Source organism: Mycobacterium sp. HM-7, from assembly GCF_053852335.1.
The window spans coordinates 5,324,726-5,346,531 of record NZ_CM132657.1 but is presented as its reverse complement, the minus strand read 5'-3'; the positions used below and the strand labels follow the sequence as shown (position 1 = coordinate 5,346,531).

The following is a 21,806-nucleotide window of genomic DNA, read 5'->3' as shown; positions in this document are numbered from 1 at the left end:
GGGGTAGTCCTACTCATCCGAACTCCAATGGCTCGGGGTGATGATGACCTGCATGACCGAACCGCAGCGGGCGATGGTTGCCCGACTCTCGCAGGATGTCGCGGCGATGTCCCATCATTTGGCATGGGTGTCGGCGTGCCTCACCGAACTCGATCGGTCGATGGCGTGCCAGCAGCCGGCCCCGCAGCCCGTCGCATATGCCGCGCCGCAACAGTATTGGCAGCCGACTCAGACGGTGCCGGTCGCAGCGCCGGCTGCGCCTTACCCGCAGCCGCCGCGCCCCGAGCGCTCCGACGGCTGGATCGGCAAGGCACTGGCCGCGGCCGGTGTCACGGTGACGTTGATCGGTGTCGCCCTGCTGTTGGTGCTCGCCGCGCAGGCCGGGTTGTTGCGGCCCGAGTTTCGTGTGGGCGCCGGCGCGGCGCTCGCGGCGGTGCTGGTGGCCGGGGCAATGCGCTTGAAGACGCGGCCCGGTGGGACGGTGGGAGCGGTCGCGCTGGCCGCAACCGGTATCGCCGCGGCGTACATCGACGTCGTTGCCGTCACCACGATCTATGAATGGCTTTCTGCGCCAGTTGGTTTGGTGCTGGCGGCGGTGATCGGCGGCGGCGGCCTGACGCTGGCCCGGCGCTGGGATTCCCAGCAGCTCGCGCTGTTGGTGCTGGTGCCCCTGGCAGTGCTGGCGCCATTGGTGGCCGACGGTGTCTCGCTGCTGCTGATCGGGTTCATGCTCGCGCTGTCTGCGGCGTCGCTGCCGGTGCAACTCGGTAAGGACTGGGTTGCGATGTACGTGGCCCGGACCGGCGTCTGCACATTTCCCCTGCTGGTGGCGTTGGCCTCGGCGTCATTCGGCACCAACCGAAATCCCGGACTTGCGGGCGCTTGTGCCGCGGCAGCCGTTTTGGCCGTCGCGGGTGCGCTGATCCTGTTGCCCAATACGACCAACCGCTCGCTGCTGGCGCTGGCTACCGCGGCTGGCGCGCTGCCGGTGCTGTTCGTCTCGACGGTGCTCCGCCCGACGATCGCCGCGTCGATCATCGCCGCGGTGGCGGCCCTCTTCCTGGCCGTCGTGCTGGCAGGCAACCGGCTGCCCGGCGTCGCCGGTGTGGTGCAGCGGATCTGGTCGGCGGTGTCGGCGGTCTGCGCGCTGGTCGCGGTCCTGGTGGCGTTCGACGGCCGGACCGGCGGTGCGGTGCTGCTCGCGATGTCCGTCGTGGTGGCCGTCGCTGGGCGTCGCGACGCCATCGCCCGGTGGGTGGCTGCCGGGTTCGGGGCCGTCGGCGGCGCCGTCTATCTCAGCTACTCGCCGCCGGACCTGCTGTTCCGTGCGGTGGAGTTGAGTACCCGCAGCGCGGTGTCCACCATCGTCTCCAGCCTCTTGGCGGTGGCCGGTGCGGTGGCCGTCGTGTGGTCGTGGGCCGGCAAGCGTGACGACGACGAAGTCCGGCTGATGTGGGCGGGTGCGGTCGTCGTCGTCGCGTACGCGTCCACCATGCTGACCGTCACCGCCGGCGTGCTGATCGGGGGCGTGAAGGGCGGGTTCCTTGCCGGCCACATGGTCGCGACCATCGGGTGGATCGCGGTGGCGGCCGCGCTGCTCGGATACGCGGCGCGCCAACCCAAGGCGCAGCGGTCACTGCCGATCGGTGGCGGCCTCGCGCTGGTGGCCGCGGCGATGACCAAGCTGTTCCTGTTCGATCTCGGGACCCTGAACGGCATGTTCCGGGTGTCCGTGTTCATCGTTGTCGGCCTCGTGCTGCTGGCCATGGGCACCGGCTACGCCCGGTTGCTCGCCCGGCAGGATCAGCCGAATCCGTAGACATCCCCCAAACGACCGCACCGTCAGTTTGCGTCGGGTAGGTACCTGTCGGGGCGGTAGGCTCGAACCGACGCGGTATGTCTGGGGAAGGGGGCCGTGTCTATGGGGATTCAGCCGGACAGCAGTCCGTTCGGATCGCAGACGGTTACGGGGCCGGGGTGGCCCAACGTCAACGAGGAACAGCTCGAAGAAGCGGCCGCCCACTATACGAAGCTGGCCACCAAGATCACGGGATCAGTGGTGCCCCAGCAGACCAGCCAGCTGATGGGACTCACCGATCAGTGGCAGGGCGCGGCCTCTCTGGCCGCGGCAGGCGAGGCCGGCACCATCATCGGCGGCCATGAGGCAAACGGCGCCCAGGCGGCGGCGATCGCCGCCAAGCTGCAGTCCATGGTGGCCGCGGTCGTCAAGACGAAGAACTTGGTCAACGCGACCGCCGAGGAAGTCCAGGCTGAGTGCATGGCGCTGTCGGCGGCACCGTTCCCGAACGTGCAGGAGCTGATCCAGAGCCGGATCAAGATGGGCCTCTCTCAGAACATCGCCGCGGTGACGGCCAGCGCCACGGAAGTGGCCAACTTCGTCGGGGCGCCCCCGAGCATCCCGACGGCCGGCGTGCCGCCGCAGGTGGCGCAGACCGCGCAGAAGACCGCGGAGTCTGCGGGCAAGGGCGGCGATCAGATGGGCCAGATGATGGGCCAGATGATGCAGATGGCCGGTCAGCTCCCGCAGATGCTCGGTCAGTTGCCGCAGCAGGCCATGCAACCACTGCAACAACTTTCGCAGCCACTGCAGCAGTTGACGTCCCTGTTCCAGGGCGGCGGACAGGGCAAGGCCGGCCTCGGTGCCTCGCCCTTCGGCGCGTTCTCCAACCATCCGCTCGCCGGCGGGTCGGGGGCTGCCCACGGAGCGGGTTTGATGAAGGGCGGCATGCCCGGCGGCGGTGGCGGCGTCGGCGCGGCCTCGGTGCAGACGCCGCTCCTGGCCAAGATGGTCGGTCCCGGCGCGGGCGGACCCGCGGTGATGCCCGCGAGCGCGGCGGGCGGCATGGGTGCCGGCGGTCTTGCCCCGGTCGCCGCCGCCGCTGGTGCCGGTGGCGCGATGGGTGCGATGGGCGGCATGGGGCACCGTGAAGGCGGCGGCGGCGGTGGCCGGATCACCCAATTGGCGGTGCCCGAAGCGCTGGACCACGGCTCGTATGACGACGACACCGATGACGACTGGTGAGTAGGGGGGACCTCTGATGTCGATGATGCAGACACCGGACAACATCAGCTGGAACGCGGCTTCTGTCGAGCTGCCCGAGATGCCGATGATCCAGCCCGGCGAGGACGCCATGAGCGCGACCATCGCGGCTGTCCTGCCGGCCATGGCGGCCGACATGACCGCCAATGTGGCCTCGCTACAGGCCAAGGAGGGCATGTTCTCCGGCAAAGTGGACATGGCCCAGTCGGCGTACGACAACGCCGACAGCAAGGGCGGGGAGGGCGTCGGCCAGATGGGTCAGATGCTCGGACAGCTCGGCCAGATGGGTCAGCAGGCCGGCCAGATGGCGGGCCAAGGCGGTGGCCTGGGCCAGATGGGCCAGCAGGCGGGCCAGTTCGGCCAGATGATTCAGCAGGCCATGGGTAAGGGCGGCGGCAAGGAAGGCGGCATGCCGGGCGGGGAACCCGCGGAAGGCCAGCCCGGTGGGCCGGCCGGCGGCGGTGCGCCCATGTCGCCGGAGCAGCGTCAGGCGCAGCAGGATGCCCGGGAGAACCAGCAGAACGACCGGCAGTCTCAGCAGGACAACCGCCAGCAACAGCAGGACAACCGGCAGTCCCAGCAGGACCGCCGCGAGGCTCAGCAGGAGGCGCGCGACTCCCGTCGGCACACGTCCGCACCGGTCCAGCCGCCGATGACCGGTCCGAGCGCCGGTTCGTCCAACGCCGGACCCGCGCCGGTTGCCCCGGTGGCTCCGCCGCCGCAGCGTGGCGGCGATGTCGGCCGTCAGATGTAGTTACGCCAAACATCAAGCCAGACAAAGAAATTGGGGCCAGTCGCGATTATCGCGACTGGCCCCAATTCGATGGTCGACCGTTAGGAGGCCGGTGCCGGTGCCGGGGTCGGCGTGACCGGGGCGACCTGCTGGTTGCCGGCCGGGGCCGCGGTGCCCTGGCCCGCGCTGGAGGCGGGCTGGCCGGCGATGGCCTGGCTCGGGCCCGGGGCCGGGCCCGGCGCCGGGGTCAGCGGAGCCTGCGAGACGGCGCCACCGGCGGTGGCAGCGGTGCCCGGACCGCTTTCAGCGGCGGTGGGGACCGGAGCAGCTTCCGGAGCCTGGCCGGCTGCCGGGGCCGCGGCCGGGGTGCCCGCCGGAACCTGAGCGCCGGCCGGAGCCGGGGCCTCAGCGCCCGGGGTACCGGCCGGAGCCGGAGCAACCGCCGGGGTGCCGGCCGGAGCCGGGGTGCCGGCCGGAGTGGCCGCCGGGGTCTCACCATTCGGCGTCGCCGCCGGAACCGGACCGGTGGTGGTGCCGGCCGGAGGCTGCGCACCCGCGGCAGCCGGGACAGCACCCGCCGGGGTGGCGCCGGGGACGGCGCTACCGAGGCCGGCCGGAGCTGCTGCCGGCGCGGCAGCAGGAGCGGCGGCGGGGGCAGCGGACGGAGCCGGGGTGGCGGCCGGGGCAGCGCCACGTGCCGGGGCGGCGGCCGGAGCGGTACCGGTGGCGGCCTCAGTGCCCTGCCACTTGATCAACTCGCGGTCCCCGTCGGTGTACACGACGGTGGTCGGAGCGGCGCCCGTCACGTCGAAGTAGACCTTGCCCTTGGACTCTTGTCCCTCGGCGAGACCGGCGGGGTTGATGCCCTGCGGGGTGGCAACGCCCCACAGCACCCGGTAGTTGTCACCGTCGGCGGTACGGGCGTTCAGGTTCGGCACGAACGGCTGCGAGCTGCCGCGCTCGGCCGAGTACTCCGCCGTCGCTTCCCAGAGCGTGCCGTTGAGGTGCTGCGACAGCACATCAGTGCTCGGCTTGAGGTTGCTGATTTCCCATTCGGCGACGGTGTTCCCGTCGACGAGCTTGCCGTCCTTGCCGAACGCGATGGTGGTGGGAGCGGGCGCGACGCCCGCGGGCTGGGTCGAGTCGGCCAGCGCAAATGGGGTGGCGATCAGGCCGAATGCGGCGGCCGCGCCGACAACGACGGTGATCTTGCGGGTATTCATGGTGAAGTGGCTCCTTTGTCTCCAAGTCGTCCGACGGGCGGCTTCCCCCCACGGAAGTTGAGTCACGCGTAATCGAATAATTACTGACTACTACGAAAGCTAGCAGGTTAAGCGCCAGCTGTGGATGCATGCAGACGCCCCAGCGGTGACCCGGCCGCTGGCCCCAGTTTGCCGGAATCGGCCGCCGCATAGGCGGCCGATTCCGAATACGTCCTGGTCAGGACGCGGTGAGCTCGATTCCAGCAAGCACGACGACATTGTCCCGGCTCGGCGCCGTCAGCACGCCGGTGATTCGTTCACCGTCACGCCAAAGGTTGGCCTGCAAGGTTTCACCCGGGATCACGGTGCCCGCGAAGCGCGCGCCGTAGGACCGGACCCGGCCGGCGTCGCCGTCGAGCACGTTGTCGACGATGGCCTTGCAGCCGATGCCGTAGGTGCACAGGCCGTGCAGGATCGGCCGGTCGAAGCCGGCGGCCTTGGCGAACGCCGGGTCCGAGTGCAGCGGGTTGCGATCGCCGCAGAGCCGGTAGAGGAGAGCCTGCTGTGGCAGCGTGGGCAGCGAGACCTGCAGGTCCGGTGCCCGGTCGGGCTCGGCCGCCGAGGTCGACGGACCGCGGTCGCCGCCGAAACCGCCCTCGCCACGGGCGAAGATGGACCGCTTCTGCTTCCACAGCGGAGCCCCGTCGAGGGTGGTCACGGTGGTCTCCGACCAGATGACCGCGGCCTTGCCCTTGTCCCAGATCTCGGTGAACTTGGTGACGGCGCGGCCTGTGCCCGACGGCGGGATCGGGGCATCGGTGTAGATGGCCTCGCTGGCGTGCAGCACCCGGCTCAGTTCGATGTCGATGCCCGGGAACTTGACCGAGGGCGCCTTGGTCTCGTGGAAGCTCTGTGCCACGTTGCCGAACGTCGGCAGGACCTGCGGCTTGTCGTCGATGAGGTAGCGCAGCTCGCGCTCGCTCATCGGATCGGCGCCGGCACCCAGGCCCAGGTGGTACAGCTGCACATCGCTGCTGCTCCACGAGAATTCGACGGGTGCGAGTTCGGCACCGATGGCCTCGTCGAGATTGATCGGCATGTCAGCCCTTTCCTGCCACGTGGAGTGCCGCGAGATAGCCAAAGGTCATGGCGGGGCCGATGGTCCCGCCGGGGCCCGGGTAGGTGTGGCCCATGACCGGTCCGCTGGCGTTGCCCGACGCGTAGAGGCCCTCGATCACCGAGCCATCCTCGCGCAGCGCGCGGCCGTGGATGTCGGTGACGATGCCACCCTTGGTGCCGAGGTCACCGGGCACCATCTTGGCGGCGTAGAACGGGCCGTGCTTGATCTCGCCCAGGTTCGGGTTCGGCTTGTTGGTCGGGTCACCGTAGTACCGGTCGTAGGCGCTGTTGCCACGGCCGAAGTCCTCGTCGGTGCCGCTCCGTGCGAAGCCGTTGAACCGCTCGATGGTCGCCTTGAGGGCGTCGACGGGCAGGTTCGTCAGCGCTGCCAACTCCTCGATGGTGTCGGCCTTGACCACGACGCCGGCCTCGGACCACTTCTTCGGGATCCGTTGTCCCGGCTGCAGACCCGCGAAGATGTAGCGGTTGCGGTACTGCTGGTCGAAGAGCAGCCAGGCCGGCACGTTCTCGCCCGGGCCGTCGCCCTGGCCGTACTTGCCGCCGTACATGTGGTGGCAGGCCTCGACGTACGGCATGGACTCGTTCATGAACCGCTTGCCGTTCATGTTCACGATGATCGAGCCGGGGGAGTTGCGCTCGGACAGCGCGAACCACGGGTTGTCGGGCAGTGGCACCGTCGGACCCCACCACGCGTCTTCCATGATTTCCATTGCCGCGCCGAGCTTCTCGGCCGCCAGGATGCCGTCGCCGGTGTTGGCCTTGGCGCCCACGGTCCAGTCGGTGGTGATCGGCTGGCGCTGGTACTTGGTGCGCATCTCCTGGTTGTGCTCGAAGCCGCCGCTGCCGAGGATCACCGCACGGCGGGCCCGGATCAGTTGCGGCTCAGCGCTTTCCGGCGCATTCATGTCGCGCACATAGATACCGGCCACGCGGCCGTTCTCGTAGTAGAGGTCGGTCAGCGCGGTGTTCAGCTGCACCGGGACGCCGGCCTTCTGCAGGCCGATGCGCAGCGGCGCGATCAGGGCGCGGCCCATGCCGACCAGGTTCTTGCCGGTGATACCCGCGAAGGTGGCGCGGATGCCGACCTTGAGGCTGCGCAGCACCCCGCGCGGGTGGCGCTTCAGCTGGTTGAGGCGGACGTAATCCTGTTGCATCACAACCATGTTCAGCGGAACCTTGCCGTACGCCGGCTCCAGGCCGGCCTCGTCGGCGCCGAGCTTCTTGGCGTTGAACGGCTTGGGTTCGACGGACCGTCCGCCGGCGCGGCCGCCCTCGGTCTCCGGGTAGTAATCGGAGTAGTTCGGCACCCAGCACAGCTTCAGCGGCGAGTTCTTGAGAACGAACGACAGCATCTCGGGGCCGCGCTGCAGATACGTGTCGATCTTCTCGGCGGGCACCACGTCGCCGACGATGTTGTGCAGGTAGGTGCGGGCCGCTTCCGGGGTGTCTTTCACCCCCGCACGCTGCAAAATCTCATTGTTCGGGATCCAGACGCCGCCACCTGACCGCGCAGTGGAACCTCCATAGTGTGGGGCCTTTTCAACGACTACTGTCGAAAGGCCCTGATGGGCTGCGGTGAGGGCGGCGACCATACCGGCTGCACCGCTGCCGACGACGACAACGTCGTACTCCTGTCCAGTCATGTAGAACACGTTATAGAATTGCCCGGCCTGTGGACAACTGCGCCGGTCCATGAAGTTAGGGGAATTCACGAATGCTGTCCGACAACGTGCGTGCCGAGCTCGCCGCCTCGCTGGCCCAAGCGGAGCGCAGCCGGGTCGCGATGTCGCCCATGACCGACACCTACGCCGACATCGACGTTGTCGACGCGTACGAGATTCAGCTGCTCAACATCCGTCAGCGGGTCGCAGAAGGTGCCCGCGTGGTGGGACACAAGGTTGGCCTCTCCAGCGAGGCCATGCAGAAAATGATGAATGTGGATGAACCCGATTACGGGCACCTCCTCGACGACATGGAGGTATTCGAGGACAAGCCGGTGCTGACCTCGAAGTACCTGTTGCCGCGCGTCGAGGTCGAGGTCGGGTTCGTGCTGGCCGACGATCTGCCCGGCGCGGGCTGCACCGAGGACGATGTGCTGGCCGCCACGGCCGCTTTCGCGCCTGCCATCGAGCTCATCGACAGCCGCATCTCCAACTGGCAGGTCAAGTTGTGCGACACCATCGCGGACAACGCGTCCTCGGCCGGCTGGGTGCTGGGCAAGGAGCGGGTGTCGCCGAAGGACGTCGACATCCGCAACATCGACGCCGTCCTGCGGTGCAACGGCGAGGTGCTCGGCGAGGGCCGCAGTGACGCGGTGCTCGGCAACCCGGTGACCGCGGTGGCATGGCTGGCCCGCAAGGTCGACCAGTTCGGCGTGCGGCTCAAGGCCGGCGACGTGGTGCTGCCGGGTGCCTGCATGCGGGCGTTCGATGCCAAGCCGGGCGACGACTTCGTGGCTGAATTCGCCGGATTGGGTTCCGTCCACCTGTCTTTCGCGTAATACCCAAAGTTTCTATAGAGGAGTGAGCATGCCGTCCAAAGCGAGCGTAGCGATCGTCGGCTCGGGAAACATCAGTACTGACCTGCTGTACAAGCTGCTGCGGTCGGACTGGCTCGAGCCGCGCTGGATGATCGGTATCGACCCGGAGAGCGAGGGCCTGGCCCGCGCCCGCAAGCTGGGTCTGGAGACCAGCGCCGAGGGTGCGGACTGGCTGCTGGCGCAGAGCGAGAAGCCGGACTTCGTCTTCGAGGCCACCAGCGCCTACGTGCACAAGGCGTACGCGCCGCGGTACGAGGAAGCCGGCATCCGCGCCATCGACCTGACCCCGGCTGCCGTCGGCCCCGGCGTCATTCCGCCGGCCAACCTGCGGGCGCACCTGGATTCGATGAACGTCAACATGGTCACCTGCGGTGGCCAGGCCACCATCCCGATGGTCTACGCCGTGTCGCGTGCCGTCGAGGCGCAGGGCGGCGTGCCCTACGCCGAGATCGTGGCGTCGGTGTCGTCGGCTTCGGCGGGCCCCGGCACCCGGGCCAATATCGACGAGTTCACCAACACCACCAGCGCCGGTGTGCGCAACATCGGTGGGGCCCGGGACGGCAAGGCCATCATCATCCTGAACCCGGCCGAGCCGCCGATGATCATGCGCGACACCATCTTCTGCGCCATCCCCGAAGACGCCGACCACGCTGCCATCACGCAGTCGGTCAAGGACGTCGTCGCCGAGGTGCAGACCTACGTGCCCGGTTACCGGCTGCTCAACGAGCCGCAGTTCGACGAGCCGTCGGTGGTCAACGGTGGCCAGCACGTCGTCAGCATTTTCGTCGAGGTGGAAGGTGCCGGCGACTATCTGCCGACCTACGCTGGAAACCTGGACATCATGACCGCCGCGGCCACCAAGGTGGGCGAAGAAATTGCGCGCGATCGCGTCCTACAGCAGGAGGTCAAGGCATGAGCACCGCACTCGAACCCGGAGACATCTTCTTTGACGCCGCGTGGGACGTCCGGATGACGGACACCTCGCTGCGCGACGGTTCACACCACAAGCGCCACCAGTTCACCGGTGACGAGGTCCGCGCGATCGTCGGCGCGCTCGACAACGCCGGCGTCCCGGTGATCGAGGTCACGCACGGCGACGGGCTCGGTGGTTCGAGCTTCAACTACGGGTTCTCCAAGACGCCCGAGCAGGAGCTGATCAGCATCGCGGCCGAGACCGCGAAGAACGCCAAGATCGCCTTCCTGATGCTGCCGGGCGTCGGCACCAAGGAAGACATCCGCATCGCGCAGGGCAATGGCGGCTCCATCTGCCGCATCGCCACCCACTGCACCGAGGCCGACGTCTCGATCCAGCACTTCGGCTTCGCCCGCGAACTGGGCCTGGAGACCGTGGGCTTCCTGATGATGAGCCACACCATCTCTCCGGAGAAGCTGGCCGCGCAGGCCCGCATCATGGCCGACGCCGGCTGCCAGTGCATCTACGTCGTGGACTCCGCGGGCGCGCTGGTGCTCGAAGGTGTCGCGGACCGGGTTGCGGCGCTGGTCGCCGAACTGGGCTCGGATGCGCAGGTTGGTTTCCATGGACACGAGAATCTCGGTCTGGGCGTTGCCAATTCGGTAGAGGCCGTCCGTGCCGGGGCCAGGCAGATCGACGGCTCGTGCCGCCGGTTCGGTGCCGGTGCCGGTAACGCGCCGGTCGAGGCGCTGGTCGGGGTGTTCGACAAGATCGGCGTCAAGACCGGCATCGACTTCTTCGACATCGCCGACGCCGCCGAAGAGGTTGTCGCGCCGGCCATGCCGGCCGAGTGCCTGCTGGACCGCAACGCCCTCGTGATGGGGTATGCGGGCGTGTACTCCAGCTTCCTGAAGCACGCGGTGCGCCAGGGCGAACGCTACGGCGTACCTGCCCACGAGCTGCTGCTGCGGGTGGGTCAGCGCAAGCTGATCGGTGGCCAGGAGGACCAGCTGATCGACATCGCGCTGGAGATTCAGCGGGAGCGGGCCGAGGGTAAGTCCTAACCGCCGCAAGCGAAAACGCCGGCCGCCCCGAAAGGGGCCGCCGGCGTTTTGCGTATCGCGATCAGCTGTTGACGGTGTCGGCCGCGTTCTCGCAGCGTGCCACCAGCTCCGCGAGCGCCGCCGGCAGCCGGTCGGCGATGGCCTGCGGATCGGAGACCTGGTCGGTACAGATGAGCACGCAGATCTGCATGCCGCCCTGGTAACTCCAGCCGGTGATGTTCATGCCCATCGGGAAGACCAGCGGGCCGGTCGAGATCAGCTTCTCGACCGGGGCGCCGCCGAAGTACAGCGTCTGCTGCGGGCCCCGCATGTTCGACGCGATCATGCTGAACATCGGGCGCTTCTTGACCTTCGCCCCGATGGTCGGCAGCACCCGCGAGTAGACCTTGAACAGCGGCCAGTACTCCATCCAGTCGTGCTGCAGCCAGGCGTCGCGCTCGCTCTGCACCTCGCGGGCCGTTGCGGTGTTCGCCGAGACGGCCTGCAACCGCTCCACCGGATCGGCGATGTTGGTGGCGAGAGCGACGTTCCACCGGGCCACCTTGTTGCCCCACCGGTCGCCGTCCTGCGGGCGCATCGACACCGGCACCACCGCGGTCATGGTGTCGTCGCCGACCGGGCCGCGGGAAGCCTGGTACTCGCGAAGAACGGTGCCGCACATGGCGAGGAAGACGTCGTTGACGCTCACGCCGAATGCCTTCGACACCCGCTTGATCTGGTCCATCTCGACGTTGACGAACGCGAAGCCGCGGCGCGCGGTCAGCGGCTCGTTGAACGGCAGCGCCGGCGGGATGAAGGCCTCGGCGTAGCCGGGCTTGCCCGCTTTCTGCCGGTTCTGGATGGTGCGGGTGACCTTGGCCGTGCGGACCAGGACCTTGGGAAATTTGGTGAGCGACTGGACCTGCTGACGCGCCACCATCGGGAACCACTGCACGGCCGGCGGACGGTGCTCGTCACGTACCGGGTGGCCCGACGGCGCGGGCAGCCGGTCGGCGGGATCGTGGCTGTAGAACTGCTCGAGCAGGTTCAGCGACGCCATGCCGTCGGCGACCGCGTGGTGGATCTTGAGCACCAGTGCGACGCGGCCGTCGGCCAGGCCGTCGACGTACCACAGCTGCCAGGCCGGGCGGTCCCGATCGAGCGGCTCTTCGAAGAGTTTGGCGATCTCCGCGCCGAGCTCGCGGTCGGTGCCGGGCGCAGCCGCCGTCGCTCGCTTCACGTGGTAGTTCAGGTCGCCCCGGGCGCGGGTGATCCACCACGGCCGGCCGGCGCCGAATCGCGGTGACATCAACTGCCACTGCAGAGGCTCGACGCGGTCGACGAGGCCGGGCAGAGCGGCGCTGACCGCCTCGAAGGTGACGGGCTCGTGGCCCTGTGCGGGATCGAGCACGACGGCCTTGATGGTGTGCTGCGGCTGGACGGCACTTTCCCACGCCAGGAAGCTGTTGTCCTCGCCCGATAAACGTCGCATACATCACTATGACGCCGAAAATGTGAGCCAGCGGACATGTTGTCTCGTTGATCGGGAACTAGCTCTGAATTTCGGCTCGGACCCCGTTTAGCGTGCTCACCATGAGCTGACTCGGCGGCGCGGCGCGGAGGTTTGCGGGGCTCCGCCGGGTGAGCACGACTGTGAAATGGAGTAGGGATATGCAACTGAGGAACAGCCGGGTTCTGGTCACCGGCGCGAGTCGTGGTCTGGGCAAGCACATCGCGCAGGCCATGGCCCGCCGTGGTGCCGACGTCGCGCTCGTTGCGCGCAACGCCGACCAACTCGAGGAGCTGGCGAAAGAGCTTGGCGGCAAGGCATATCCGGCCGACCTGATGGACCCTGCGGAAACCGAAGCGCTGATCGGCCGCGTGGAGGCCGACGGCGCCGTCGACGTCATCATCAACAACGCCGGTGTCGACCGGGTCGGCCGCTTCTACGAAGCGTCTGCGGAAGATGTGCGAGACCTGTTGCAGGTCAACCTGATTGCGCCGATGGAGTTGTGCCGCCAGGTGATGCCGCTGATGATCAAGCGCGGGCGTGGGCACATCGTCAACGTGTCCTCGATGGGCGCCATCTCGACCGGCCCGGGCGTCACCCTGTACGGCGCCTCCAAGGCCGGCCTCAGCCACTTCACCGCCGGCATTCGCTCCGAGCTGCGCAACAAGCCGGTCAACACCACGCTGGTGCAGATCGGTGAGGTCAAGACGGACATGATCGATCACATCCGGTCGTTCGGGCCGGCGCGCCGCACCATCGAGCGGTCACTGAAGTTCCGGATGATCCCGCAGGAGCCGCTCGACGCCGACATGGTCGCCGAGGCCATCGCCGATGCCGTCGAGAAGGAAAAGAAGCACGTCATCCTGCCCAAGCGCATCGCGGCGATGGCGTACCTGACGGAGACGCCGCGCCGGGTCTCGGAGCTCATGCTGACGGGCATCGACCAGGACAGCGACTGAATATGGACCTGACGGGCAAGGTTGCGATCATCACGGGTGCGGCGCGCGGTCAGGGCGAAGCCGAGGCGCGGCTGTTCGCTGCCCGCGGTGCGCAGGTGGTGCTGACCGACGTCCTGGTGGAGGAAGGGGAGGCGGTCGCCGCATCGATCGGCCCCGCCGCCCGTTTCCAGCGGCACGACGTCGGCAGCGAAAGTGATTGGCTGACAACGGTCGAGCTGGCGCTCGGGGAATTCGGCCGGATCGACGCACTGGTCAACAACGCGGCGATCTGCACCGTCGAACCGCTCATGGACCACACCGCCGAATCCTGGGAACGGCAGCTGCGCGTCAACCTGATCGGGCCCTTCCTGGGTACCAAGGCCGTCGTCGAATCCATGCGCGCCGCTGGGGGCGGCTCGATCATCAATGTGTCCTCGCAGGCCGGTCTGCAGGGGCTGGCCGGCTACAGCGCCTACGGTGCCTCCAAGTGGGGCCTGCGTGGTTTCACCAAGGTGGCCGCAATCGAGTTGGGCCCCATGGGTATTCGGGTCAACACCGTCTACCCCGGCATGATCGACACCCCGATGGTGGCGCACCTGCCGATCGAACGGGGTCTCGGCGGGCACCCCGGTGCCCCGCTGACCCGCGTCGGCGCTCCGGAGGAAGTCGCCGAGGTGGTGGCGTTCCTGGCGTCGGATGCGTCGTCGTATATGACGGGCGCGGATCTGGCGGTCGACGGCGGCGCGAGCGCGGGCCGGATTCCGGTCGTCCCGACGTAACGAGCGACTTGTCAGCCTTCCCGGGCAAGATGGGCGCATGGCCGGGGATGAATCCACACTGGCGCCCGTGAACCGCCGCCGGGCCGGGTCGATGGAGCTGTTGCTCGTCGGCCTCACCGCCCTGGCGCTGTCGGGCTCCTGGATGAGCGGACTGCTGACCGACCATGCCCGCCTGGCCACCGCGGCGACGGTGTTCTGCGGGGTGTTCGTGCAGGCCCTGCCGTTCCTGGTGTTGGGCGTCATCGTCAGCGGTCTGGTGGCTGCGTACCTCACCCCGGAACGGCTGGCTCGCCGGCTGCCCCGCCGTCCGGCGCTCGCGGTGGCGGTGGCGGGTGTCGGCGGTGCCGCGCTGCCGGGCTGCGAGTGCGGGTCGGTGCCCGTGGCACGCCGGTTGTTCAGCGGGGCGACAGCCGGCGCGGCCCTGACCTTCATGCTGTCCGCGCCGGCGATCAATCCGGTGGTGCTGGTGGCGACGGCGGTCGCTTTTCCCGGCCAGCCGCAGATGGTGGTGGCGCGCTGCGTGGCGTCGCTGCTGACCGCGGTGGTGATGGGCCTGCTGTGGCAGCGCTGGGGCCGCACCGAATGGGTGACGCGCACGTTGCCCATCCACCACGACGAGGGCGCGTCGCGATTCACGGTGGCCACCGAGGCGGCCCGCCACGACTTCCTGCAATCCGCCGCCTATCTGGTGCTCGGCGCCGGCGCGGCGGCAGTGCTGCGCGCGGCCGTGCCGCCGTGGGTGTTCGAGCACGTGGCCGGCAACCTGGCGGTCGGCGTGGTGACGATGGCGCTGCTGGCGGTCGTGCTGGCGTTGTGTTCGGAGGCCGACGCGTTCGTCGCGGCCAGCTTGACGATGGTCCCGCTGGTGCCGCGGCTGGTGTTCCTCGTGGTCGGGCCGGCGGTGGACGTCAAATTGGTCGCGATGCAGGCCGGGGTGTTCGGGCGGCCGTTCGCGGTGCGGTTCGCGCCGGTGACGCTGGTGGTGGCGACGGCCTGCGCGACAGCCGTCGGGCTGTTGCTGCTCGGGGGTGCCCCATGAGCCGGGAAACACAGAACATCCTGCTGCTGTTGATCGGGCTGAGCACCGGCCTGATCGCAGTCAAGGGCACCTACCTGAATTTCGTGAAACCGGCACTGTTCCCGTGGCTGGTGGTGGCGGCCGTCCTGCTGGTCGCGCTGGCTGCAGTGTGCCTGGTGCGGGATCTCCGCCGCGGGCCGCCGAGCGGGCACCACCATCGGGGGCTGCTGGCGTGGCTGCTGCTCATCCCGGTGGCGCTGACCGCATTCGTGTCCGTGCCGCCGATGAGTGCGGTCGGCGCCGAGACGGTCACGGCCGCGGTGGCTCCGCCCAAGCGGGCGTTCCCGCCGCTGCCGGCCGACGGCACGGTGTCGCTGCCGGAGGTCGTGTTGCGAGCTGCCGCTGATTCCACGAAAAGCCTTGAGGGACGGGCCATCACCGTCACCGGATTCACCATGGGTGCCGACCTGGCCCGCGTCGTGATCGTGTGTTGTGCCGCCGACGCGCAATTGGCCCGCATCCACTTGACCGGCGCCGTCGGTTCGCACCCGAATGACACCTGGCTGAAGGTGCAGGGCAAGGTGGTACCCGGGACGTCCAATCCGTCCACGAATTTCGTCCCGACCATGGAAGTGACCCGTGCCGACCCAATTCCCAAGCCCCGCAACACCTACGCGTACTGACGCGCAGGCCCTGCTCCAACAGCTCGCCGGCCCGGAGGCCGTGCTGCGCGACGATCAGTGGGTGGCCATCGAGGCCCTGGTGGTGCAGGGCCGCCGGGCCCTGGTGGTGCAGCGCACCGGGTGGGGCAAGTCCGCGGTGTACTTCATCGCCGCCAAGCTGCTGCGGGCTGCGGGTCGCGGCCCGACGGTGATCGTCTCGCCGCTGCTCGCCCTGATGCGCAACCAGGTGGCATCTGCCGAGCGTGCGGGTGTCCGAGCCGCCACGATCAACTCGAGCAACGTCACGGAATGGGACGACGTGCACCAGCGCGTCGGTTCCGGTGACCTCGACGTGCTGCTGGTCAGTCCGGAACGGTTGAACAATCCCGACTTTCGTGACGCCGTGCTGCCGTCGTTGGCCGCCGACGCCGGGCTGGTCGTGGTCGACGAGGCGCACTGCGTCTCCGACTGGGGTCACGACTTCCGCCCGGACTACCGGCGCATCCGCACCTTGATCGGTGAGTTGGGTTCGGGCATACCGGTTCTCGCCACCACCGCGACCGCCAATGACCGCGTGGTGCAGGATGTCGCCGCGCAGCTGGGCGTCGGGGGTGGCGATACGTTGGTGCTGCGCGGCGGACTCGACCGGGAATCACTGCGGCTGTCGGTGGTGCACGCCGGCGGACCGGCGCAACGTGCGGCCTGGCTTGCCGCGCACCTGGATTCGCTTCCCGGCTCGGGCATCGTCTACACGTTGACGGTGTCGCAAGCCCACGACATCGCCGCGCTCCTTCGTGAACAGGGGCACACCGTCGCCTCCTACACCGGCTCCACCGAGGCTGCCGAGCGCGAACAGCTGGAAGCCGACCTACTGAACAACCGGGTCAAGGCACTCATCGCGACCTCGGCGCTGGGCATGGGGTTCGACAAGCCGGACCTGGGCTTCGTGGTGCACCTGGGCGCTCCGTCGTCGCCCATCGCGTATTACCAGCAGGTCGGGCGTGCCGGCCGCGCCACCGCCAGCGCCGAGGTGATCCTGCTGCCGGGCAAGGAGGACGCCGATATCTGGCGGTACTTCGCGTCGGTCGCCTTCCCGTCGGAAGCCTTGGTGCGCAAGGTGATCGCCGAACTCGAACCGGACCGGGCGCTGTCCACCGCGGCGCTGGAGCCGCTGGTCGACCTCAACCGCTCACGGCTGGAGATGGTGCTCAAGGTACTCGACGTCGACGGTGCGGTGCGCCGGGTCAAGGGCGGCTGGATCAGTACCGGCGAGCCCTGGTCGTACGACGAGGAGCGCTACCGGAATCTGGACGCCGCGCGGCAGCGCGAGCAGCAGGCCATGCTGGACTACCAATCGACCACAGAGTGCCGAATGGTGTTCCTGCGCAGCCAACTCGACGATCCCGAGCTCGACGGGCAGGGCTGCGGCCGGTGTGACAACTGTGCCGGCTCGCACTACACCGCGGACGTCGACGCCGGGGCCGCGTCGGCAGTGCGGGATCAGCTGATGCGGCCCGGCGTGGAGATCGCTCCGCGGAAGCAGTGGCCGACGGGCCTGAGCTCCTTGGGGATCAAGCTGTCCGGGCGTATTTCGGGTGGCGCAGAACCGGGTCGCGTCATCGGACGCCTGACGGACCTGGGGTGGGGTGCGCGCCTGCGCCAGCTGTTGGACGGGCCTGACGGCGAGGTGCCCGACGCTGTGGTGCAGGCGGCCGTCGACGTGCTGAAGTCTTGGGGCTGGGATACCCGCCCGGTGGCGGTGCTGGGCCTGGATTCGGAAAGCCACCCGCAGCTGATCGGCTCGCTGGTGACCCGGCTGGCCGACCTGGGCCGGCTGCAGAACCTGGGCACGCTGTACTACCGGCCGCAGCGACGACCCGTGACGGCAGCCAACTCCGCCTATCGAGTTGCGGCGCTGACGGATTCGTGGGAGTCGCCGACGCTGGACGTGAGCGGTCCGGTGCTGCTGGTGGACGATCTGGTCGACACCGGCTGGACCATGACCATGGCGACGCAGGTGCTGCGGGCGGCCGGGGCGCCCGCGGTGCTGCCGTTCGCGATGGCGTCGGTCAGCTGACCTGCGCATCGGCTAAGTGCGGCCCAGGCTCAGCTGGTCGACCACCGCGTCGACGCCGATCAACTGGATATCACTACGGCGCACTGGGTCCCACTGGGCGCGCGACATGGTGAACTCCAGCATGGTGTCGAATACCCCGCGCCGTGACTGCCGCGACGAACCGGTCTGTGCATAGGGGAGCGACCGCGTGACACCGAGTGATGCCGCGTTGTCGTGCCATGCGGCGGTACGAGCGACGTCGGCGTCGAACCCGGCGAAGATCAGGTGCAGCGCCGCGGCGCGCATCTCCCGGCCGAGCCCGCGACCCTGATATCGGCGGCCCAGCCACGACCCAGTGGATACGGTTCGCCGGGCCGGGAAGCCGTCGGCACTGACAATGCAGACGCCCGCAGCGGTGCCGGCAACCAGCACGGCCATTGGCACATCCCAGTGCTCCGTCGACACCTCGGCACGGGTCTGCTGGAAGTACGCGACGGTGTTGCGCTCCAGATCGGGGGAGACGGCGTCGGTCCACGGGGTGGAGAACGGCATGGTGGCCGGATCGTGGATGCCTTCGGCGGCCAGTTGGGCGAGTTGGTCGGCCAGCCCGTCGGTCACATGGCACAGCCGCAGGACCGGGGTGGTCACCGCCAGTTCCGCCAGCGGCCAGGACGAATGCGGCATGCCCAATAGCAACACAGTCGAGCTAATTCAGGAAAGTGAATATTTGCTACATCGAGCCACGCTGACCTGCAACTTTGAGCGCTCGTGTAACAGCAGTACCGCAGCGAGCGAAATACCCCCAGAGGCCGGGGAAGACGGATGCGGCCAGAACCAAGGAGGATTCCATGACTCGTGCCGTTACCTTCGGCCGTTCCACCCTCGGCTTCATCGCCTTGGGCGCCGCCTGTGCCGCGCTGATCGTGCCCCGCGCGTCGGCGGATCCGACGCCGGTGACGCCCACGCCGTCCACCTCAGCCGCACCGACCACGTCCGCCACCGCGGCGCCGACGACCACCGTGGCCCCGGCCGCCACCGTCGCCGACTGCAGCACCGCGACGCTGGCCAAGACCATCAGCTCGGTCACCCTGCAGCTGTCGGACTACTTCGCCGCGCACCCGGATGCCGACAGCTCGCTGCTCGACGCCACGCGCCAGCCGGCGTTCACCGCCATGAGCCAGTTCGACAACTATTTCAAGGCGCACCCGGACGAGGCCGACGCACTGCGCGGCATCCAGGCTCCGCTGGCCGCCTTCAAGGACCGCTGCGGGCTGCAGGTCGCGCCGACCGACGCGCTGGCCGTCCTGGGCGGCGTCTAGTCAGCACCCGCCGAACGTGAGCGAATATGCGATCTCACCAACGGATTTCGCACACCAGCTCACGTTCGGCCGGGCTGGGACCCGCCGAGTTGCGCCGTCAGCGTCGCCGCGGCGGCCACCAGCCCACGGGCCCGCTTACTGATTTCCGAGTCGGTCAGCGCCCGGCCGACCTGCAGTGACAACACCATGACCTGACGTTGGTGGTGGTCCAGCACCGGCGCGGCGATGACGCTGACGTCGTGTTTGGCCCGCCCGCCCGACGCCGCGCTCGATTCGCTGGGCAGATACACGCGCTCGCCGATGTCAGAGACGAGTTCGCCCAACAGGACCCGCAATTCGTCGGGCAGGGTGCTCGACATGCCCGCCATCATGGCGTACAGCCGCCGGCCGCCGGGCGTCAGCCGTTCCACGAGATAGCCGGATTCGCGGCACTCGGCGATCACCCGCTCCAGCCGCGCGCTGTCGGTGCGCAATGGGATCGTCGGCTCCTTGGCCAACCAGTCCCGCACCGCGCGCTCGTCCCACAGCACGAACATGAGGCCGACCGGCGGGGCGAACGGATAACTCTGGCCGACCTGTACCGGCTCCGGACTACCTTGCGGCGCAACGAGTTCCAGCAGTGTGATCCGGTCGTCGACCACTGCCGACAGCGCCGCGGTGGCATTGAACGTCTCGGAGAGCCGGCGCAACTCCGCCCGCGCGGCCGGACTGATCCGCATGGACTCCTGCGCGGTGTGGCCAAGAGTGATCAGCCGCGGGCCCAGCCGATAGGTCTTCTCGGCCGCATCCCGCACCAGATAACCGGCGTCGGCGAGTGTGGTGACGATGCCCAGGCAGGTGGGCTTGCTCAGGTCCAGCCGGCGCGCCAGCTCGGACAGCCCGAACTGTTCCTGCGGGTGACTGGCCAGGAAGTCCAGCACCGCCACGACGCGGGCGGTGGGCGGCGACGCGCGGCCGGTGTCGGTCATGGCAAGGAATGTACGACATCGGTCCAAATATGGACCGGCGTCGGCGCGTCCGGGTGCCCGGCGGCCGGCGTCTTCGAAACCTCGCGCGAAAAAGTGTCCCCATCCGCGGGGGTGCGCCTCTTACCTGTGCGGGTTCAGATCGGCCCGCTTCGAGAGGAGTAACAATGACCACTTCGACCAACTGGTACCAGCTACCCGCCGCCGTGCGCATCGGCGCGAACGCCGCCATCGGTTTGGCCGCGGCCGCGCTGGTGGCGGCGATCTACTACCCGGCCGGGCCGTCGTCGCATGTCGTGGTGACGACCGCTGCCGTCGTCGGCGTGGCCATGGTGTTCGCGGCATTCTGGGGCGAACACCTGCTGCGCCGGGATTACGGTTCGGCCGCACAGTACGGCGAGTTCGCGGCGGCGCTGAAGTCCGGCCGCCTGCCGGCGCACGTCGAACCCGCGGTGTGGCGCGGGTGGCTGGCCCGCAGTCGCAGCCTGAACCTGCAACGCATCGGAGCCGTGGCGCCGCTGGTGGTTTTCGGTCTCGTGCCGGCGTTGCGGGTACCGACGGCGGCGCATCTGGTGATCGCCGCTGTACTGGCCGCGCTCGCGGTGTGGTCCGTCGTGAAATGGCAGGTCGAGCGGCGGCGCATCGCTCGGCTGACGGCGGCGGTGGCGGAGCGCGCGGCCGGTCGGTGACGGCCGGTCGGTGCGCCACCGAGCATTGACGGCGACTGCAACACGTTCTACTCTTCAGTCGGAATATCTACCGATGCGTTCCAATATTGGAACGGAAGGGTGTCGACCGTATGTTCACGCAGTCGTTCGTCGATGCCGTCGTCGAGGCCGAGCGCCTCGTCGCCGCGGCGCCGTTCATCGAAACCGAGGCCGATCTACTCGAAGGCCTCCAGTACCTCGCCGGCTGTATCGCGTCGTGCACGCACGTGGCCTTCGACTTCGACAAGGACCACCCGTTCCTGCACAGCGGCACGGGCCCGTTCGAGAAGATGGGCCTCGACAACCCCGACACCATGTACTTCGGCACCCGCGTCCAGGCCGGCCACGAGTACGTCGTCACCGGGCGGCGCGGCACCACCACCGACGTCAGCTTCCAGCTGCTCGGCGGCGAGTACACCGACGCCAACGTGCCGGACAGTGAGACGGCGTTCGACGACCGCAAGCTCGACATCGCCGCCGACGGCACCTTCGAATGGCGGTTCACGCCGGCCACCCCGGCGCAGCTGGTGATCCGCGAGGTCTACAACGACTGGTCGGCGCAGCGCGGTTCGTTCGCGATCTCCCGGACCGACACCGCGGGCACCGCACCGGAGCCGCTGACCCGTGAGCTCATCGAGAAGCGGTACGCCGTCGCGGGCAAGCAGCTGGTGCAGCGGGTCAAGACCTGGCTGCAGTTCCCGAAGTGGTTCTACGACAACCTGCCGGTCAACACGCTGACCGCGCCGCGGCTCACCCCGGGCGGACTGGCCACCCAGTACTCGTCCGTCGGGCACTACGACATGACAGCCGACCAGGCCATGGTCATCACGCTGCCGGTGTCGGACGCGCCGTACCTGGGCTTCCAGCTGGGCAGCCTCTGGTACATCTCGCTGGACTACATCAACCACCAGACGTCGCTGAACGGTACTCAGGCGCAAGCGGATCCGGACGGCAAGATTCGGATCGTGGTGTCCGAGAACAACCCCGGCGTGACCAACTGGTGCGAGACGCTCGGCCACGCGAAGGGCTACCTGCAGTTCCGCTGGCAGCGGGTGTCGCGCGAGCTGACGGCCGAGGACGGCCCGACGTGCGAGGTCGTCAGTCTCGACGAGGTGGCGGCAAAGCTGCCGTACCACGAGAGCAACAAGATTTCCGACGAAGATTGGCGCGCGCGGATTGCGCTGCGGCAGAAGCTTATTGGCGAGAGGATGGTGGGCTGAC

The 21,806-nt window shown here is 68.7% G+C and carries 20 protein-coding genes; 14 read left to right on the top strand and 6 right to left on the bottom strand.

Going from position 1 to position 21,806, the window contains the following annotated elements:
* The first annotated feature begins 52 nt into the window (after positions 1-52).
* The 3 genes from ACWW1C_RS25840 (at position 53) to ACWW1C_RS25830 (ending at position 3,815) form a co-directional block, all read left to right on the top strand.
* On the top strand, positions 53-1,819 hold the full coding sequence (locus tag ACWW1C_RS25840) for a DUF2339 domain-containing protein (protein ID WP_455980914.1): 1,767 nt from the start codon (positions 53-55) through the stop codon (positions 1,817-1,819).
* A gap of 102 nt (positions 1,820-1,921) precedes the next feature.
* The gene (locus ACWW1C_RS25835; protein ID WP_455980913.1) at positions 1,922-3,043 is read left to right on the top strand and encodes a hypothetical protein; all 1,122 of its coding nucleotides are present in this window, start codon (positions 1,922-1,924) and stop codon (positions 3,041-3,043) included.
* Positions 3,044-3,059: 16 nt separating this feature from the next.
* Entirely contained in the window at positions 3,060-3,815 is a 756-nt protein-coding gene (locus ACWW1C_RS25830; RefSeq protein WP_455980912.1) for a hypothetical protein, read from the top strand.
* A gap of 80 nt (positions 3,816-3,895) precedes the next feature.
* On the opposite strand, the gene ACWW1C_RS25825 is transcribed toward ACWW1C_RS25830, so the two are convergent.
* The 3 genes from ACWW1C_RS25825 to kstD all read right to left on the bottom strand — a co-directional run bounded on the left by ACWW1C_RS25825 (position 3,896) and on the right by kstD (position 7,779).
* Complete coding sequence (locus ACWW1C_RS25825) at positions 3,896-5,017, bottom strand: DUF1942 domain-containing protein (protein ID WP_455980911.1); 1,122 nt, start codon at positions 5,015-5,017, stop codon at positions 3,896-3,898.
* A gap of 217 nt (positions 5,018-5,234) precedes the next feature.
* Complete coding sequence (locus ACWW1C_RS25820; RefSeq protein ID WP_455980910.1) at positions 5,235-6,095, bottom strand: MaoC/PaaZ C-terminal domain-containing protein; 861 nt, start codon at positions 6,093-6,095, stop codon at positions 5,235-5,237.
* Between the two features lies 1 nt (position 6,096).
* Entirely contained in the window at positions 6,097-7,779 is a 1,683-nt protein-coding gene (kstD, locus tag ACWW1C_RS25815; protein WP_455980909.1) for a 3-oxosteroid 1-dehydrogenase, read from the bottom strand.
* Between the two features lie 71 nt (positions 7,780-7,850).
* Here kstD and ACWW1C_RS25810 point away from each other — a divergent pair, with 71 nt between their 5' ends.
* Genes ACWW1C_RS25810 through dmpG form a run of 3 tightly spaced genes read left to right on the top strand, consistent with a single transcriptional unit; the run spans position 7,851 to position 10,652 of the window.
* On the top strand, positions 7,851-8,636 hold the full coding sequence (locus tag ACWW1C_RS25810) for a 2-keto-4-pentenoate hydratase (protein ID WP_455980908.1): 786 nt from the start codon (positions 7,851-7,853) through the stop codon (positions 8,634-8,636).
* 28 nt (positions 8,637-8,664) lie between these two features.
* Positions 8,665-9,591 carry an acetaldehyde dehydrogenase (acetylating) gene (locus ACWW1C_RS25805; RefSeq protein ID WP_455980907.1) on the top strand — a complete coding sequence of 309 codons (927 nt, stop codon included), beginning with the start codon at positions 8,665-8,667 and terminating at the stop codon, positions 9,589-9,591.
* A complete protein-coding gene (gene dmpG, locus ACWW1C_RS25800) occupies positions 9,588-10,652 on the top strand; it encodes a 4-hydroxy-2-oxovalerate aldolase (protein WP_455980906.1) in 1,065 nt (354 codons plus the stop codon). Before ACWW1C_RS25805 ends, dmpG begins: the two co-directional genes overlap by 4 nt.
* 61 nt (positions 10,653-10,713) lie before the next feature.
* On the opposite strand, the gene ACWW1C_RS25795 is transcribed toward dmpG, so the two are convergent.
* A complete protein-coding gene (locus tag ACWW1C_RS25795) occupies positions 10,714-12,123 on the bottom strand; it encodes a wax ester/triacylglycerol synthase family O-acyltransferase (RefSeq protein ID WP_455980905.1) in 1,410 nt (469 codons plus the stop codon).
* 179 nt (positions 12,124-12,302) lie between these two features.
* Here ACWW1C_RS25795 and ACWW1C_RS25790 point away from each other — a divergent pair, with 179 nt between their 5' ends.
* The 5 genes from ACWW1C_RS25790 to ACWW1C_RS25770 are packed head-to-tail and all read left to right on the top strand — an operon-like array spanning position 12,303 to position 17,615.
* Positions 12,303-13,100 carry an SDR family NAD(P)-dependent oxidoreductase gene (locus ACWW1C_RS25790; RefSeq protein ID WP_455980904.1) on the top strand — a complete coding sequence of 266 codons (798 nt, stop codon included), beginning with the start codon at positions 12,303-12,305 and terminating at the stop codon, positions 13,098-13,100.
* A 2-nt stretch (positions 13,101-13,102) separates the two neighbouring features.
* Positions 13,103-13,858, top strand: a complete 756-nt coding sequence (locus ACWW1C_RS25785) for a glucose 1-dehydrogenase (RefSeq protein WP_455980903.1) — start codon at positions 13,103-13,105, stop codon at positions 13,856-13,858.
* A gap of 37 nt (positions 13,859-13,895) precedes the next feature.
* Complete coding sequence (locus tag ACWW1C_RS25780) at positions 13,896-14,897, top strand: permease (protein ID WP_455980902.1); 1,002 nt, start codon at positions 13,896-13,898, stop codon at positions 14,895-14,897.
* Positions 14,894-15,559, top strand: coding sequence for a TIGR03943 family putative permease subunit (locus ACWW1C_RS25775; protein WP_455980901.1), 666 nt, complete (start codon positions 14,894-14,896; stop codon positions 15,557-15,559). The genes ACWW1C_RS25780 and ACWW1C_RS25775 overlap by 4 nt, the downstream gene beginning before the upstream one ends.
* A complete protein-coding gene (locus ACWW1C_RS25770) occupies positions 15,516-17,615 on the top strand; it encodes a RecQ family ATP-dependent DNA helicase (protein ID WP_455980900.1) in 2,100 nt (699 codons plus the stop codon). Before ACWW1C_RS25775 ends, ACWW1C_RS25770 begins: the two co-directional genes overlap by 44 nt.
* Positions 17,616-17,627: 12 nt before the next feature.
* Here ACWW1C_RS25770 and ACWW1C_RS25765 read toward each other — a convergent pair whose 3' ends face one another.
* Positions 17,628-18,278 carry a GNAT family N-acetyltransferase gene (locus ACWW1C_RS25765; RefSeq protein ID WP_455980899.1) on the bottom strand — a complete coding sequence of 217 codons (651 nt, stop codon included), beginning with the start codon at positions 18,276-18,278 and terminating at the stop codon, positions 17,628-17,630.
* Between the two features lie 164 nt (positions 18,279-18,442).
* Here ACWW1C_RS25765 and ACWW1C_RS25760 point away from each other — a divergent pair, with 164 nt between their 5' ends.
* Positions 18,443-18,913: a hemophore-related protein gene (locus ACWW1C_RS25760; RefSeq protein ID WP_455980898.1), complete on the top strand. Its 471-nt coding sequence runs from the start codon at positions 18,443-18,445 to the stop codon at positions 18,911-18,913.
* 59 nt (positions 18,914-18,972) lie between these two features.
* Here the strand turns inward: ACWW1C_RS25760 and ACWW1C_RS25755 are convergent, their stop codons facing one another.
* On the bottom strand, positions 18,973-19,881 hold the full coding sequence (locus ACWW1C_RS25755; protein ID WP_455980897.1) for an IclR family transcriptional regulator: 909 nt from the start codon (positions 19,879-19,881) through the stop codon (positions 18,973-18,975).
* 164 nt (positions 19,882-20,045) lie between these two features.
* Between ACWW1C_RS25755 and ACWW1C_RS25750 the strand changes: the two genes are divergently transcribed.
* Positions 20,046-20,567 (top strand): hypothetical protein, encoded by a 522-nt coding sequence (locus ACWW1C_RS25750; RefSeq protein WP_455980896.1) that lies wholly within the window; start codon positions 20,046-20,048, stop codon positions 20,565-20,567.
* A 110-nt stretch (positions 20,568-20,677) separates the two neighbouring features.
* Positions 20,678-21,805, top strand: a complete 1,128-nt coding sequence (locus tag ACWW1C_RS25745; RefSeq protein ID WP_455980895.1) for a hypothetical protein — start codon at positions 20,678-20,680, stop codon at positions 21,803-21,805.
* Position 21,806 lies beyond the last annotated feature (1 nt).